At 61.1% G+C, this 14,770-nt stretch carries 12 protein-coding genes; 4 read left to right on the top strand and 8 right to left on the bottom strand.

All coding sequences use genetic code 11. The features are described from left to right. Positions 1–3: 3 nt before the first annotated feature. The 7 genes from O3297_RS07490 to cyoA form a co-directional block, all read right to left on the bottom strand. Positions 4–540 (bottom strand): response regulator transcription factor, encoded by a 537-nt coding sequence (locus tag O3297_RS07490; RefSeq protein ID WP_034788474.1) that lies wholly within the window; start codon positions 538–540, stop codon positions 4–6. Next, the gene (locus tag O3297_RS07495) at positions 530–1,879 is read right to left on the bottom strand and encodes an ATP-binding protein (RefSeq protein ID WP_034788477.1); all 1,350 of its coding nucleotides are present in this window, start codon (positions 1,877–1,879) and stop codon (positions 530–532) included. Before O3297_RS07495 ends, O3297_RS07490 begins: the two co-directional genes overlap by 11 nt. Next, positions 1,863–2,711 carry an SURF1 family protein gene (locus O3297_RS07500; protein WP_151095380.1) on the bottom strand — a complete coding sequence of 283 codons (849 nt, stop codon included), beginning with the start codon at positions 2,709–2,711 and terminating at the stop codon, positions 1,863–1,865. The genes O3297_RS07495 and O3297_RS07500 overlap by 17 nt, the downstream gene beginning before the upstream one ends. Then, positions 2,708–3,094, bottom strand: coding sequence for a cytochrome o ubiquinol oxidase subunit IV (gene cyoD / locus O3297_RS07505; protein ID WP_034788483.1), 387 nt, complete (start codon positions 3,092–3,094; stop codon positions 2,708–2,710). Before cyoD ends, O3297_RS07500 begins: the two co-directional genes overlap by 4 nt. Next, complete coding sequence (gene cyoC, locus O3297_RS07510) at positions 3,091–3,729, bottom strand: cytochrome o ubiquinol oxidase subunit III (RefSeq protein ID WP_034788486.1); 639 nt, start codon at positions 3,727–3,729, stop codon at positions 3,091–3,093. Before cyoC ends, cyoD begins: the two co-directional genes overlap by 4 nt. Beyond that, positions 3,722–5,725, bottom strand: a complete 2,004-nt coding sequence (gene cyoB, locus O3297_RS07515; protein ID WP_070253477.1) for a cytochrome o ubiquinol oxidase subunit I — start codon at positions 5,723–5,725, stop codon at positions 3,722–3,724. Before cyoB ends, cyoC begins: the two co-directional genes overlap by 8 nt. 84 nt (positions 5,726–5,809) lie before the next feature. Further along, entirely contained in the window at positions 5,810–6,793 is a 984-nt protein-coding gene (gene cyoA, locus O3297_RS07520; RefSeq protein WP_071653323.1) for a ubiquinol oxidase subunit II, read from the bottom strand. Between the two features lie 217 nt (positions 6,794–7,010). On the opposite strand from cyoA, the gene O3297_RS07525 reads away from it, so the two are divergent. Beyond that, positions 7,011–8,357 carry an MFS transporter gene (locus O3297_RS07525; RefSeq protein WP_034784578.1) on the top strand — a complete coding sequence of 449 codons (1,347 nt, stop codon included), beginning with the start codon at positions 7,011–7,013 and terminating at the stop codon, positions 8,355–8,357. A 99-nt stretch (positions 8,358–8,456) separates the two neighbouring features. Here the strand turns inward: O3297_RS07525 and O3297_RS07530 are convergent, their stop codons facing one another. After that, positions 8,457–8,909, bottom strand: a complete 453-nt coding sequence (locus O3297_RS07530; protein ID WP_151095382.1) for an Hsp20/alpha crystallin family protein — start codon at positions 8,907–8,909, stop codon at positions 8,457–8,459. Positions 8,910–9,193: 284 nt separating this feature from the next. On the opposite strand from O3297_RS07530, the gene O3297_RS07535 reads away from it, so the two are divergent. Genes O3297_RS07535 through O3297_RS07545 form a run of 3 tightly spaced genes read left to right on the top strand, consistent with a single transcriptional unit; the run spans position 9,194 to position 14,764 of the window. Continuing rightward, positions 9,194–12,670, top strand: a complete 3,477-nt coding sequence (locus tag O3297_RS07535; RefSeq protein ID WP_305049628.1) for a response regulator — start codon at positions 9,194–9,196, stop codon at positions 12,668–12,670. A gap of 28 nt (positions 12,671–12,698) precedes the next feature. Further along, on the top strand, positions 12,699–13,577 hold the full coding sequence (locus O3297_RS07540; RefSeq protein ID WP_305048250.1) for a protein-glutamate O-methyltransferase CheR: 879 nt from the start codon (positions 12,699–12,701) through the stop codon (positions 13,575–13,577). Beyond that, complete coding sequence (locus tag O3297_RS07545; protein ID WP_249153760.1) at positions 13,574–14,764, top strand: hybrid sensor histidine kinase/response regulator; 1,191 nt, start codon at positions 13,574–13,576, stop codon at positions 14,762–14,764. The genes O3297_RS07540 and O3297_RS07545 overlap by 4 nt, the downstream gene beginning before the upstream one ends. The last annotated feature ends 6 nt before the right edge of the window (positions 14,765–14,770 follow it).

Below are 14,770 nucleotides of genomic sequence, written 5' to 3' on the forward strand. Positions count from 1 at the left end.
GGGCTATTTGACCCGCTGCTTTTCCAGCTTGCGCGCCAGGGTGCGCCGGTGCATGCCCAGGCGACGTGCCGTTTCCGAGATATTGAAATCCGTCTCGGCCAGCATTTCGTGGATGCGTTCCCATTCCAGGGTCTTGATGTTGGTGGCGCGGTTCGTCAGTTCGATGTCGGCGTTGCCGGCCACGTGGCCGAAGGCCGCTTCGATGTCGTCCGTGTTCGACGGTTTCGCCAGGTACTGGCAAGCGCCCAGCTTGATCGCTTCGACGGCCGTGCCGATACTGGCGTAACCGGTCAGCACGACGATCAGCATCTCCGGGTCGTGCTGGTGCAGCATCTGCACGCAGGCCAGGCCCGAGGTATTGCCATTCAACTTCAAATCGACGACGGCGTAGTCGGGGCAGTGCTGCTCCAGCAAGGCGCTCGCTTCGTCGAAATTGGTGGCCAGGATGACCTGGTAGCCGCGTCGCTCGAACGAGCGGCCCAGGGTGCGGGCAAACGCGGCATCGTCTTCCACGATCAGTAACAGACGGTCATCCTGCATGGTGGTCGCTTTCTCTTTCCAGTTTGATGGCCGCCAGCGGCAAGGCCAGGTGCACCACCGCCCCGCCCTGCACCCTGTTGCGCGCCGTCACCGTACCGCCCAGGGTACGCGCGACATTGACCACCAAGAACAGCCCGAGGCCGCCGCCGGGCTTGCCCTTGCTGCTTTGGTACGGTTTTCCCAGGTGCGTCAGCATCGATGGCTCGAAGCCGGGGCCCGCATCGGTAATGACCAGGTGCAAGGCGTCCGCTTCGCGCGTCGCTTCGAAGCGCAGCCACTCGGGCGACGCTTCCAGCGCATTGTCGAGCACATTGCAGATGGTTTGTTTCAGGGTCGAATCGAAGACGACGGGCACGTCGTGCTCGATGCGGTTATCGTACTCGAAATCCTGGATCGGGCGGCTGGTGCGCCACTCATCGACCAGGTCGTTGAGGAAGGTGTTGATCGTCGTTTTCACGGACGATTCGCCGCGCGCCTCGCCCGCCGACAGCAAAATGCCGCTGACGATGCTCTTGCAGCGCTGCAACTGCGCCTGCATTTCCGTGATTTCTTCCAGCAATTCGCTGTTCTTGCTCAGCTCCGGCATGCGGCGCCAGTCGCCGAGGATGACGGAGAGCGTCGCCAACGGCGTGCCCAGTTCGTGCGCGGCGCCCGAGGCCAGCAGGCCCATGCGGATGATGTGCTCCTCTTCCGCCGCGCGCTGGCGCAGGTCGGCCACCTTGGCGTCGCCGGCGCGCTGGTTGCGGTTGATGCGCGTGATGAACACCACCAGCAAGGCGGCGTTCAAGATGAAACAGATCAGCAAGCCTTGCACGTACAGGCTGGAAAAGCCCCGCTCGGGGTCGATCGGCAGGATCAAGGGGCCGGGCAGCAAGGCCAGGCCGGCCAGGCACAGGCTGGTAATGGCCACCATGATCCACGTCGACCACACTTCCAGCAGGACGGCGCTGAGGATGACTTGCAGCAGATACAGGAAGGCGAACGGGTTGCTGATGCCGCCGCTCAGGTAGAGCTGGGCCGTCAGCACGGTGACGTCGACCAGCAGAGCGAGGAACAGGGCCGTGTTGGAGACGGGCTGGCGTTCGTGCCAGCGCAGCAGGCTGGCCAGGTTGAAAGCGATGAGGCAGGACAGCACTTCGAGCATGTAGGGCACGGGCAAGGCGATGCCCAGCCCGACGCCCACGCCGAAGATCGTGCTGATCTGGCCGATCACGGCCAGCCAGCGCAGCTGGATCAGCAGCTTCATGTTCTGGTGGCCGGCCGGATGCTCCATCTCGGCCGCCACCGCACCGCGTTCTAAGACTTCGCGGTTGGGCAGGATTTCAATCCTGCCCGGCATGGTCGCTTTCTTGCGATTGATCAAGGTGCTGTTGGGACAAGCCAGCCTTGCGTGCGCGGCGGCGCTTGTCTTCGCGCACGATCCACCACGTGATGCCGGCCACCATCAGGGCCAGCGCAAACCACGTCAAGGCGTAAACCAAATGGTTGTTGTGGAAGGAAATCACGGTCAGGCCGCCGACGGGGGCGTCGCTGGCCGTTTCCGATTTTTCCTTCGCATCGACAAAATATGGCGCCACATTGGTCAGCATGTGCGAGGCGCCGATGGCGGCCACGTCGCGCGAATACCAATGCTGCGTGGCAGGACTGTTTTCGCGCAGGAAACCGCCGCCCGTCTCGCTGATGCGCAGCAAGCCATTGACCTCGACGATGCCGGCCGGCGTGCCGGCGGCGATGCCTTCGCGTTTCGGCACGAAGCCGCGGTTGACCAGCACGGTGCTGCCATCAGCCAGGCGCAATGGCGTGATCAGCCAATAACCGCTGCCCAGTGCCGTCGTTGCCTGCACCAGGGTATTGAAAATGGGGAGATACGTTCCGGAGAGTCGCACATGGCGGTATTCATCCGTTTGCTGCGTGACACTGGCCCAGGCTGCGGGTCCAGGTGCGTCCGTTGCGGGCGCATGTACGCGTTGTTCGACGCGCTCGATCAGGTCAAGCTTCCAGAAGAGGCGCTTGACTTGCCAGGTGCCCAGGGCACAGAAACCGGCAAACAAGATCCCCGCCAGCAAGGCCAGTGCATACCGCACGACCATGCCGCGTGGGCCTGGCGCGGCATCTTGCGATGCGGCGCCAGGGGCGCGCCCGGTGTTGCTTGGGCGCGTATTACTCATCATGGAGCCGTTTTCGTATGCATGTACTCAGGCATCAGATCCGGCATCATGTTGTGGTTCATGTGGTACATGACCCACAGGGAACCGGCCATGGCAATGCCCACGATCATGATGGTGAAGATCAGCGCCATCATGTTCCAGCCGCCTTCGGACTTGGTGTTCATGTGCAGGAAGTACACCATGTGCACGACCACTTGAACAGCCGCGAACGCCAGCAGGACCAGGCCCATGGTGCCCGAGTTGGTGATGGCTTTCGTCATCACCAGCCAGAAAGGAATGGCCGTCAGGATCACCGACAGGATGAAGCCGATGGCATAGCTTTTCAGGCTGCCATGATCGTGATTGTCATGGTGGTGGCTATCGCCGTGTGTGTGGTGGTCGCTCATGGCAGCACTCCCATCAGGTAGACAAAGGTGAAGACGCCGATCCAGATGACGTCCAGGAAGTGCCAGAACAGCGACAGACACATCATGCGACGGCCGTTTTCCGGGGTCAGACCATGCTTGTTCAACTGGAACATCAAGGTCACGAGCCAGATCACGCCGAACGTCACGTGCAAGCCGTGGGTACCGACCAGTGCAAAGAACGACGACAGGAACGCGCTGCGCTGCGGACCGGCGCCTTCGTGGATCAGATGAATGAATTCATACATTTCCAGCGACAGGAAGGCCAGGCCGAACAGGCCCGTGATGCCCAGCCAGACCAGGGTGCTGCGCAATTGCTTGCGCTGCATGGCCAGCATGGCGAAACCGTAGGTGATCGACGACAGCAGCAGCATGGCCGTGTTGACGGCCACCAGCGGCAGGTCGAACAGCGCGGCGCCCGTCGGGCCGTCCGCGTAGCTGCGGCCGACCACGGCGTACGTGGCGAACAGACAGGCGAAGATCAGGCAATCGCTCATCAGGTAGAGCCAGAAACCCAGCAGGCTGCCGTTTTCCGGGTGGTGCTCGCGCACAAAGTAGCTGCGCGTGCTTGGTGCGGCGCCAGCGGCGCCGGTGTTATGGGCGATGGTATCAGACATGGCTGCTCAGCAATTTAGTATAAGCGTCTTCGGTACGGACCACTTCTTCCGCAGGAATGTAGTAATCGCGCTTGTAGTTAAAGGTATGGACGATGATGGTGACCATCATGATCACGAAGCCAATGCTGGCGACGAGCCACATTTGCCAGATCAGGCCAAAACCGACCAGTGCGGACAGTGCGGCGATCACGAAACCAGCCCAGGTGTTCTTCGGCATGTGGATCTTCGTGAAACCGGACGTCGGACGCTGGTAACCGTGTTTCTTCATGTCAGTCCATGCATCGAGTTCGTGCACTTGTGGCGTGAAGGCGAAATTATAGTCTGGCGGTGGCGACGACGTCGACCATTCCAGCGTACGGCCGCCCCATGGGTCGCCGGTCACGTCGCGCAGGGCGTGACGGTTGCGGTAGCTGACATAGAACTGGATCAGCATGGAAGCGATACCCAGTGCGATCGAGACGGCGCCAAACCAGGCGATAATGGTCCAGATTTGCAGCGATGGATCTTCAAAGTGGTTGACACGACGGGTCACGCCCATCAGGCCCAGCACGTACAGCGGCATGAAGGCCAGGTAGAAGCCGACGAACCAGAACCAGAACGAGCACTTGCCCCAGAACGCGTCGAGCTTGTAGCCGAAGGCTTTCGGGTACCAGTAGTTGATCGCAGCGAATACACCGAAGACCACGCCGCCGATAATCACGTTATGGAAGTGGGCGATCAGGAACAGGCTGTTATGCAATACGAAGTCAGCTGGTGGTACGGCCAGCAGCACGCCGGTCATGCCGCCGATGGTGAAGGTGACCATGAAGCCGATCGTCCACAGCATCGGCAGTTCGAAGCGGATACGGCCGCGGTACATGGTAAACAGCCAGTTGAAGATCTTCGCGCCCGTCGGGATCGAAATGATCATCGTCGTGATGCCGAAGAAGGAGTTGACGCTGGCGCCCGAACCCATGGTGAAGAAGTGATGCAGCCATACCAGGTACGACAGGATCATGATGACGCAGGTGGCGTACACCATCGAAGCGTAGCCGAACAGGCGCTTGCTGCTGAACGTGGCGACGACTTCCGAGAACACGCCGAACAGTGGCAGGATCAGGATGTACACCTCTGGGTGGCCCCAGATCCAGATCAGGTTGACGTACATCATGGCGTTGCCGCCCAGTTCCGTCGTGAAGAAGTTAAAGCCTGCAACGCGGTCCAGCGACAGCATGGCCAGCACAGCCGTCAGCACCGGGAAAGCGGCGACGATCAGGATGTTGGTGCACAGTGCGGTCCAGGTGAAGACGGGCATTTTCATCCAGGTCATGCCTGGCGCGCGCATCTTGACGATGGTGGCGATCAGGTTGACACCGGACAATAGCGTCCCGACCCCGGCAATCTGCAAGGACCAGATGTAATAGTCTACCCCCACGTCCGGACTGCCGACGATGCCCGACAGCGGCGGATAGGCCAGCCAGCCCGTACGGGCGAATTCGCCGACGAACAGCGAAGCCATGACCAGGGCGGCGCCCATGGTGGTCATCCAGAAGCTGAAGTTGTTAAGGAATGGGAAAGCCACGTCGCGCGCGCCGATTTGCAGCGGCACCACGTAGTTCATCAGACCCGTCACGAAAGGCATCGCGACGAAGAAGATCATGATCACGCCGTGGGCGGTGAAGATCTGGTCGTAGTGATGCGGTGGCAGGAAGCCGGCATTGTCGCCAAAGGCGACAGCCTGCTGGGTGCGCATCATGAGCGCGTCGGCAAAGCCGCGCAGCAGCATGACGAGGCCCAGGATCATGTACATGATACCGATTTTTTTATGGTCGATACTGGTGATCCAGTCGCGCCACAGGGTACCCCAGACGCGGAAATACGTCAGTGCCGCAACGAGTGCGATACCGCCCAGGGCAACCATGGCAAAGGTCACCAGCAGGATAGGTTCGTGAAATGGAATTGCATCCCAAGTCAGACGGCCGAATATAAGCTTCGTCAGATCAATATGGTCTAGCATTGTTACTCTCAGAGAAAAAAGGGAGGCGCCAGGCAAGCGGCGCCAGTATCTGCAGCGCAATGCGCTGCGGGATTCATGCAGTCGTTACTTGGCTTGAACGCCCTTTTCAACTACTGCATCGCTAGCGACTACTGCCGTTACGGCCGCTACCGGGCTATTTGCCATCGTCAATTTGTATGGCTCGACCGGCGTCACGCACAGGGCGTCGGAAACGATGGTGCGGTTCAGGATTGCCTTGTACAGATCGCTAGGTACGGCGCTGTAGCGGCGGACCGGGTCGCGTTCGCTAGGCTGGGCCAGCGACAGGTAGTCGTCGCGGTTCAGCGCGCCGCCACCGGCACGTGCCGATGCCACCCATTTATCGAAGTCCGCATCATTCACGCCGTGGAACTTGAAGCGCATGCCCGAGAAACCGGCACCGCTGTAGTTGGCGGAGAAGCCCTTGTAGACGCCAGGCTTGTTGATGACGGCATTCAACTGCGTTTCCATGCCCGGCATGGCGTAGATCTGACCTGCCAGTGCGGGGATGAAGAACGAGTTCATGACGGACGACGCGGTGATCTTGAAGCGGATCGGACGATCGACGGGCGCGTACAGTTCATTCACGGAAGCGATGCCTTGCTCCGGATAGATGAACAGCCATTTCCAGTCCAGGGCCACGACTTCGACGATCATCGGCTTGTGGCTGGCAGGAATCGGACGGTTGGCGTCGATACGGCTCAGCGGACGATAAGGATCGAGGGTGTGGGTGCTGATCCAGGTCAGCAGGCCCAGCACGATGATGATCAGCAGGGGCGCGCCCCAGATGATCAGCTCGAGGCGAGTCGAGTGGTCCCAGTCCGGCTCGTATTTGGCCGCGGTGTTGTTTTTTCTATAGCGCCATGCGAAAAGCAGGGTCAGGGCGATTACCGGAACGATAATCAACAGCATCAGCAATGTCGAGATGACAATCAAATTGCCTTGCTGAACTGCGATGTCACCAGACGCATTCAGTACCACCGTATTGCAACCAGCCAACAATGCGAGAGGTAAAAGAAGCAGTCCGCGACGAACTTTTAATGAAAACATACAGGAAAGTCCAGTACAGGGGATGAAGATATGGTACTGTATTCTCACTGGAGCGCGTTGGCAATTGGACGTTTTGTCCTACCCCTTGCTCGGACTTTCACTGCGTAGACGCGGAGTTTTCCTACGGCTACCTGATGAATAGTCCTACTCCGGGCGTGAGACACCCGGAGTAAGTTACGCGTTGGCCGAACTCGAAACTATATTGGAGACGATCATCATGTCCAGCACGCGCATACACAGCGGGGATGTACCCGCCGACTTTTCCCCCCACTCCCTGCGCGACGCACGCGGGGCCGGCACGGTCGAATCGCATATCGACCCTGGTGAGATCGCCGTCGGCGTGATCATCGGCCGCGCTTCCGAATACTTTGACTTCTTTGTCTACGCCATCGCCTCGGTGCTGGTGTTTCCGCGCGTCTTCTTCCCATTTGAAGAACGCCTGGAAGGTACCTTATATGCGTTCCTGATTTTCTCGTTCGCCTTCATCGCCCGTCCCTTCGGCACCGTGATCTTCATGGAGATCCAGCGCCGCATGGGACGCAGCGCCAAGCTGACGATCGCCCTCTTCCTGTTGGGCGTGTCGACGGCCGGCATCGCCTTCCTGCCAACCTATTCGCACCTGGGCTTTGCCGCCATCATCTGGCTGTCCGTGCTGCGCATCGGCCAGGGCGTGGCGCTGGGCGGTTCATGGGATGGCCTGCCATCGCTGCTGGCCCTGAACGCGCCGGAAAACAAGCGCGGCTGGTACGCCATGCTGGGCCAGCTGGGTGCGCCCACCGGCTTCCTGATCGCCGCCGGCCTGTTCTGGTTCATGCTGACCACCCTGACGGATGAAGACTTCCTCGACTGGGGCTGGCGCTATCCGTTCTATGTGGCGTTCGCCATCAACGTGGTGGCCCTGTTTGCCCGTTTGCGCCTGGTGTCGACGAATGAATATGCGCGCCTGCTGGACGAACGCGAACTGCAGCCCGTGAGCGTGTTTGAAATGAGCCGCGGCCAGGGCCGCAACGTGCTGATCGGTGCCCTCGCCGCGCTGGCCAGCTACGCCCTGTTCCACCTGGTGACCGTGTTCCCGCTGTCCTGGATTTCCGTCTACCAGACGCGTTCCGCTTCGGACTTCCTGCAAGTGCAAATGATGGGCGCCGTGCTGGCTGCCATCGGCGTTGTGATTTCCGGCTTGCTGGCCGATAAGGTGGGCCGCCGCACCACCCTGGGCGTGCTGGCCGTGCTGATCGCCATCTTCAGCGCCTTCGTGCCGACCCTAATGGGTGGCGGCAACTTCGGCCAGGACGTCTTCATCCTCGTCGGCTTCAGCCTGCTGGGCTTGTCCTACGGCCAGGCAGCCGGCGCCGTGACGGCCAACTTCCCTGCCCGCTTCCGCTACACGGGCGCGGCATTGACCTCCGACCTGGCCTGGCTGGTCGGCGCCGGCTTCGCCCCGCTGGTGGCACTGGGCCTGTCGGCCAACTTCGGCCTCGCCTATGTCAGCTTCTACCTGCTGTCAGGCGCCGTCGCCTCGCTGGCCGCCCTGAGCCTGAACCGGGCGCTGGAAATCCGCGACTGACATATATATAGAGGCAAACCGGGTGGCAGCGCGCTGCCACCCAGCCCCCTCCAAAAAAACGCCGGCTCCGTCCGGCGTTTTTTCATGCCCCGGCCCGTGTCACTGTATCGCCAGCTGCCGCCCGCCCGTGCCTTCCCTCTTCGGCAAGTCGAGCAGCAACACGCCATTTTCATAGCGGGCCTGCGCGCCGGCCTCGTCCACTTCATGCTGCAGCACGAAGCTACGGTATTGCTGGCCGTACTCGCGTTCACTGCGCACGACCTTGCCTCCGCCGTCGCGCGTCACCCTTTCATTCTTGAGTTCGGCGCTGATGGAGACGCGGTTGCCGTCGATGGAGACCTTGATATCGTCCTTGTTGACGCCTGGAATGTCCGCCTGCACCAGGTAAGCTTGCTCGGTTTCGGCAATGTCGATACGCATGCGTCCATTGCCCACGTCGCGCGCGCGCAAGGCGGGCAACAAAAAGTCGCGCATCATGTCTTCCATGTCGCTGAACGGGTCAAAACGCCCCAAGGGATTGAGCGCATCGCGCTGTATCAAATGATTGGCCATGATGTCCTCCTGCATGGGCTCTGGCTTGCACACGGCGGCCGTCCGCAAGAACGCCACCACCTCCTGCATCTTAGGATGGCAACAGCCAATCTCTTTGATTTGTCTCAATCGTGGCCAACTTGATTTTTCCTTGACTTTCATCCGTGCGCTACCGCGCTTTGCACAGTCTTGCAAGTCGGAAATTGTCCCCAAGGCTGTTATGCTAGCGCACGCTATGCTTGACCACCAGAAAGCTTGCATTTCAATTAAAATTGATTTTTTCGCGACAGCCTTATACGGACATGATGAATACCAAGACCCCGATCGATTCCTTCAGCTTTCGCCGCATCCTCGCCCGCAATGTCACCTTGCCGCTGGTCATCGGGGTCATCACGGCCCTCGTGTTTGTCGCCCTCATCGCTTACCTGCTCTCGGCCCTGCGCTCGGTCGAGCATTCCGAACGGGTGATCGGCAATGCAAATGAAGTCATGAAATTGTCGGTCGACCTGGAAACAGGCATGCGCGGCTACCTGCTGACGGGCGACGAAACGTTTTTGGCGCCATATAAATCGGGCAAGGCGAAGATCGCCGTCGAAATGACCACCCTGCTGGAACTGGTATCCGACAGTCCCATCCAGGTGGACCGCTTGCGCCGCATCCGCGCGCTGCAAGGCCAGTGGCTCGATTACGCCGAAGGCGTGATCGCCCAGCGCCGCAGCAACCAGGAATTCCTCGCGCGCGTGCGCCAGGGAGAAGGCAAGCTGGAATTTGACGAAATCCGCCGCGAATTCCTCGCCTTCCTGTCCATGGAACAGCGGCTGCGCCAGGAACGGGCCGACACGGCCGAAAGCCGCACCATGCTGGCCGTGGTCGTATTCCTCATCCTCAGCCTGGGACTGTCGGGCCTGCTGGCCTATCTGGGACGGCGCGAACTGCTGCGCCTGTCCGATATCTACAACGATGCGCTCGAGCAGCGCGGCAAGGACAACGACGTGCTGCAGGAACAAGCCTGGCTGCGCACGGGGCAGACGGAACTGGCGGCGCATACGAGCGGCCAGCTGGGCTTGCCGCAGCTGGGACGGCACGTGCTGGACTTCCTGGCGCACCGCCTCGACGTGGCCATCGCCACCCTGTACGTCGTCGACGAGGATGGCAGCCTGCGCCGCACGGCCGTGTACGGTTTCAACGACCAGGGCGTGAAGGACAAGCAAGTCTTCAAGCTGGGCGAAGGCCTGGTGGGCGAGACGGCGCGCGAAAAACGCCTCAAGCATATACGGCAAGTGCCCGACGATTACCTGACCGTGACGTCAAGCCTGGGCCGCGGCACGCCGCTGGAACTGGTCTTGACACCAGTCAACAATGAAGGCGCCGTCAACGGCGTCATCGAACTGGGCTTTACGCATCCCGTCAGTGCCCGCGCCAAGGAATGGCTGAACCTGATTGCCGCGAATGTCGGCACCTCGCTGGAAGCGGCCCTGTACCGCCAGCGCCTGCAAAATGTGCTGGAAGAAACCCAGCAACTGAATGAAGAACTGGAAGTGCAGCAGGAAGAACTGCGCACGGCCAATGAAGAGCTGGGCGAGCAGTCGCGCGTGCTGGAACAGTCGCAAGCCCACCTGGAAGAGCAAAAGGCGGCGCTGGAGCAGTCGAACGAGCAGCTGGCCGTGCAGGCGCTGTCGCTGGACCAGAAAAACATGGCCATCGGCGAGGCGCATGCCCAGCTGGAAGCCCGCGCGGAAGAATTGCAGCGGGCCAGCCGTTATAAATCCGAATTCCTCGCGAACATGTCGCATGAGCTGCGCACGCCGCTGAACAGCTCGCTCATCCTGTCGAAACTGCTGTCGGACAATACCAGCGGCAACCTGACGCCGGAGCAAGTGACTTTTGCGCAAACCATTTATTCGGCCGGCAACGACTTACTCACCCTTATCAACGATATCCTCGACATTTCCAAGGTCGAGGCGGGCAAGCTGGAACTGACGCCAGAAACCGTTCCCTTCGACGAGCTGCTCAGCAGCATGAGGATGCTGTTTGGCGCCCAGGCGCAGCAAAAGAAACTGGTTTTTGACGTCAAGGTGGCGCCGGACGCCCCGCCGTCATTCGTCAGCGATCGCCAGCGCCTCGAGCAAATCCTGAAAAACCTGCTGTCGAACGCCATCAAGTTCACCGATGCGGGCACGGTATCGCTGCACGTGAGCACCGCTGCGGCCGGCCAGGTGCGCTTCCAGGTGCAGGATACGGGCATCGGCATCGCCGGCGACCAGCAGCACAAGATTTTCGACGCCTTCCACCAGGCCGACGGCACCACCAGCCGCCGCTATGGCGGCACGGGCCTGGGCCTGTCGATTTCGCGCGACCTGGCAGCCTTGCTCGGCGGCAGCATCGAGCTGGCCAGCGCGCCAGGCCAGGGCAGCACGTTTACCCTCGTGCTGCCGGCCGCCATGCCGGAACACGCGGTGGAAGCGGCGGCAGTACCCACGGCCGCGCCGCAAGCACCCGCCGCGGCCGCCGCGCCCAAGGCGGCGCCCGCCGCCAAGCCCGTGCCGCTGCCCACCTTCCAGGATGACAGGAATAGCGTGCCGGCTGCCAAGACCGGCCAGCGTTCCGTGCTGGTGATCGAGGATGAGCCGTCGTTTGCCGGCATCCTGTTCGACCTCGCGCATGAAATGCAATACCGCTGCCTGGTGGCGCATGGCGCCGACGAAGGCTTGCGCCTGGCGGAAGAATTCCTGCCCGACGCCATCCTGCTCGACATGGGCTTGCCGGACCGTCCGGGCTTGCTGGTCTTGCAGCAGCTCAAGGAAAACCCGCTGACGCGCCACATTCCCGTGCACATCGTCTCCGGCAACGACCAGATCCAGGAAGCCATGCAGCTGGGCGCCATCGGCTACGCCACCAAGCCGCGCACGCGCGAGCAGTTGAAGGAAGTGTTCCGCAAGCTCGAATCGAAATTCACGCAAAAAATGAAGCGCATCCTGCTGGTCGAGGACGACGAACGCCAGCGTGAAAGCGTGGTGCACCTGATCAGCGACGACGACGTGGAAATCACGGCCGTGGCCCTGGGCGAGCAAGCGCTGGAATTGCTGAAAACGCAGATTTTCGACTGCATGATCATCGACTTGAAGCTGCCCGATATCCAGGGCAACGAATTGCTCGAACGCATGGAACATGAAGAGCTGTGCTCGTTCCCGCCCGTCATCGTCTACACGGGCCGCAACCTGAGCCGCGAAGAAGAAGCGGACCTGATGAAGTATTCGCGTTCCATCATCATCAAGGGCGCCCGCTCGCCCGAGCGCCTGCTCGACGAAGTCACCCTCTTCCTGCACAAGGTGGAGTCCGAACTGTCGAGCGAGCGCCAGGGCATGCTGCAGCAGGTGCGCAGCCGCGAACGCGTCTTTGAAGGGCGCAAGATTTTGCTGGTGGACGACGACGTGCGCAATATCTTCGCCCTGACGAATGCGCTGGAACAGAAAGGCGTGGTGGTGGAAATCGGCCGCAACGGCTTCGAAGCCATCAGCAAGCTCAACAGCGTGGACGATATCGACCTCGTGTTGATGGATGTCATGATGCCGGGCATGGATGGCCTGGAGGCGACGCGCTTGATACGCGCCGACGGCCGCTACAACAAGCTGCCCATCATCGCGATTACCGCCAAGGCCATGAAGAATGACCAGGAAGAATGCCTGCAGGCGGGCGCCTCCGATTACCTGGCCAAGCCGATCGACCTGGACCGCCTGTATTCGCTGCTGCGCGTATGGATGCCGAAGATGGAACGCATGTGATGACACGCCATGCCCGGGAGCGGCGCTGATGTCCCTGCGCACCACGGACGCGCAACTGCAGACGCTGATGGAGGCAATCTATCAGCGCTACAGCTATGACTTCCGCGACTACTCTTTACCCTCGCAGCGGCGGCGCCTGCATCAGGCGCTGGAACGCCTGCATTGCGCCGACCTGCCCGCCTTGCAGCAGCTGGTGCTGGACGATGCGGCCGCCTTTGGCAAGCTGCTGCAGATTTTGACTGTACCGGTCACGCAAATGTTCCGCGACCCGGCGTTTTTTCTCGCCTTGCGCGAACAGGTGGTGCCCGTACTGAAAACCTACCCGTCGCCGACGATCTGGGTGGCAGGCTGCTGCACGGGCGAAGAGGCGCTGTCGCTGGCCATCGTGCTGCACGAGGAAGGCTTGCTTGAACGCAGCACGATTTACGCCACCGACATCAATCCGCAAGCGCTGGCCACGGCCGCGCGCGGCGTATATCCGCTGCACCGGCTCGATGAATATGGCGCCAACTACCTGGCCGCCGGCGGCCTGGGCCAGCTGGCCGACTATTACACGGTCGAGCATGTCACTGCGCGTTTCCAGCAGCACCTGCTCGACAGGATCAACTTTGCCGACCACAGCCTGTCCACGGACAGTGTTTTTATTGAAACGCAATTGATTTGCTGCCGTAACGTGCTGATTTACTTCAACAAAACCTTGCAGGAACGGGCCCTGGGCCTGTTCCACGACTCGCTGTGCCACCGGGGTTTCCTGGGCCTGGGCAGCAAGGAAAGCACGCATTTCACCCGCTTTGCCGCCGACTTCGAGCCATTGCCGGGTCCCGAAAAGCTCTACCGCAAGCGTGCGCCGTCGCACGCTGCTTCCCACTACGCTGGACGGCAAAGCCATGCCAGGAATGAAACATGATGAATGAAACAAGCACCAAACTGCTGATCGTCGACGATTTGCCGGAAAACTTGCGCGCGCTCAATGCGCTGATCCGCGAGAGCGACCGCAGCGTCTACCAGGCATCCTCGGGCGAAGAAGCGCTGGCCCTGCTGCTGGAGCACGATTTCGCGCTGGCCATCCTCGATGTGCAAATGCCGGAAATGGATGGTTTTGAACTGGCGCAATTGATGCGCGGCACGGAAAAGACGCGCCACATCCCCATCGTCTTCGTCACGGCGGCCGGCAAGGAAATGAATTTTTCCTTCCAGGGCTATGAAAGCGGCGCCGTCGATTTCCTGCACAAGCCGCTCGACATCAATGCCGTGCAAAGCAAGGTCAATGTGTTCGTTGCCCTGCACCAGCAGCGCAGCGAAACGCGGCGCCAGGTGCAGGCGCTCGAACACAGCCGCCTGCAGCAGGAAGCGCTGCTGAAGGAATTGCGCGCCACGCAGGCGGAACTGCAGCGCTCGCTGCGCCTGCGCGACGAATTCATGTCCATGGTGGCGCACGAACTGCGCACGCCACTAAATACGCTATTCCTCGAGACGCAGATGCGCACCGTCAACCTGGAACGGGGCAACCTGGCCGCCTTCGAACCGGAAAAGCTGGGCAAGATGGTGGCGCGCGACGGGCGGCAAATCCGCAGCATGGTGCGCCTGATCGACGACATGCTCGACGTCTCGCGCATCACCAGCGGCAAGCTGTCGATCCGCCGCGAAGCCGTCGACCTGACCAGCCTCGTGCGCCGGGTGGCTGACGACCTGGCGCCGTATGCGGCCACGACGGGCAGCGTGCTGGAAGTGCTGGCCTTCGAACCCATCCAGGGTTTCTGGGATGCCTTCCGCGTTGAGCAGATTGTTGTCAACCTGATCAGCAATGCCGTGCGCTACGGCCAGGGCCAGCCTGTGGAAATCAGCCTGGCGCACACGCAGAACAGCGCCGTCATCGAAGTGCGCGACCATGGCATCGGCATCAACGCGCGCGACCAGGAACGCATCTTCGATGCCTTCGAACGCGTCATCCACCAGGACCGCACTGGCGGCCTGGGCCTGGGTCTGTTCATCACCAAGCAGCTGGTCGATGCGCACGGCGGCGCCATCACCCTGCAAAGCCAGCCCGGCAATGGCGCCCTGTTCAGCGTCACCCTGCCGCTGGCCGGAAGCTGAGGCCAG

The organism is Janthinobacterium sp. SUN128 (genome assembly GCF_030587275.1).
GTDB classification, from domain to species: domain Bacteria; phylum Pseudomonadota; class Gammaproteobacteria; order Burkholderiales; family Burkholderiaceae_D; genus Janthinobacterium; species Janthinobacterium lividum.

What these genes read in the sequence shown, in the direction of transcription:
- cyoA (WP_071653323.1), bottom strand. Translation starts at nt 6,793, where the DNA reads ATGTTTTCATTAAAAGTTCGTCGCGGACTGCTTCTTTTACCTCTCGCA.
- O3297_RS07495 (WP_034788477.1), bottom strand. Translation starts at nt 1,879, where the DNA reads ATGCCGGGCAGGATTGAAATCCTGCCCAACCGCGAAGTCTTAGAACGC.
- O3297_RS07530 (WP_151095382.1), bottom strand. Translation starts at nt 8,909, where the DNA reads ATGGCCAATCATTTGATACAGCGCGATGCGCTCAATCCCTTGGGGCGT.
- O3297_RS07490 (WP_034788474.1), bottom strand. Translation starts at nt 540, where the DNA reads ATGCAGGATGACCGTCTGTTACTGATCGTGGAAGACGATGCCGCGTTT.
- O3297_RS07525 (WP_034784578.1), top strand. Translation starts at nt 7,011, where the DNA reads ATGTCCAGCACGCGCATACACAGCGGGGATGTACCCGCCGACTTTTCC.
- cyoC (WP_034788486.1), bottom strand. Translation starts at nt 3,729, where the DNA reads ATGTCTGATACCATCGCCCATAACACCGGCGCCGCTGGCGCCGCACCA.
- O3297_RS07540 (WP_305048250.1), top strand. Translation starts at nt 12,699, where the DNA reads ATGTCCCTGCGCACCACGGACGCGCAACTGCAGACGCTGATGGAGGCA.
- cyoB (WP_070253477.1), bottom strand. Translation starts at nt 5,725, where the DNA reads ATGCTAGACCATATTGATCTGACGAAGCTTATATTCGGCCGTCTGACT.
- O3297_RS07535 (WP_305049628.1), top strand. Translation starts at nt 9,194, where the DNA reads ATGAATACCAAGACCCCGATCGATTCCTTCAGCTTTCGCCGCATCCTC.
- O3297_RS07545 (WP_249153760.1), top strand. Translation starts at nt 13,574, where the DNA reads ATGATGAATGAAACAAGCACCAAACTGCTGATCGTCGACGATTTGCCG.
- O3297_RS07500 (WP_151095380.1), bottom strand. Translation starts at nt 2,711, where the DNA reads ATGATGAGTAATACGCGCCCAAGCAACACCGGGCGCGCCCCTGGCGCC.
- cyoD (WP_034788483.1), bottom strand. Translation starts at nt 3,094, where the DNA reads ATGAGCGACCACCACACACACGGCGATAGCCACCACCATGACAATCAC.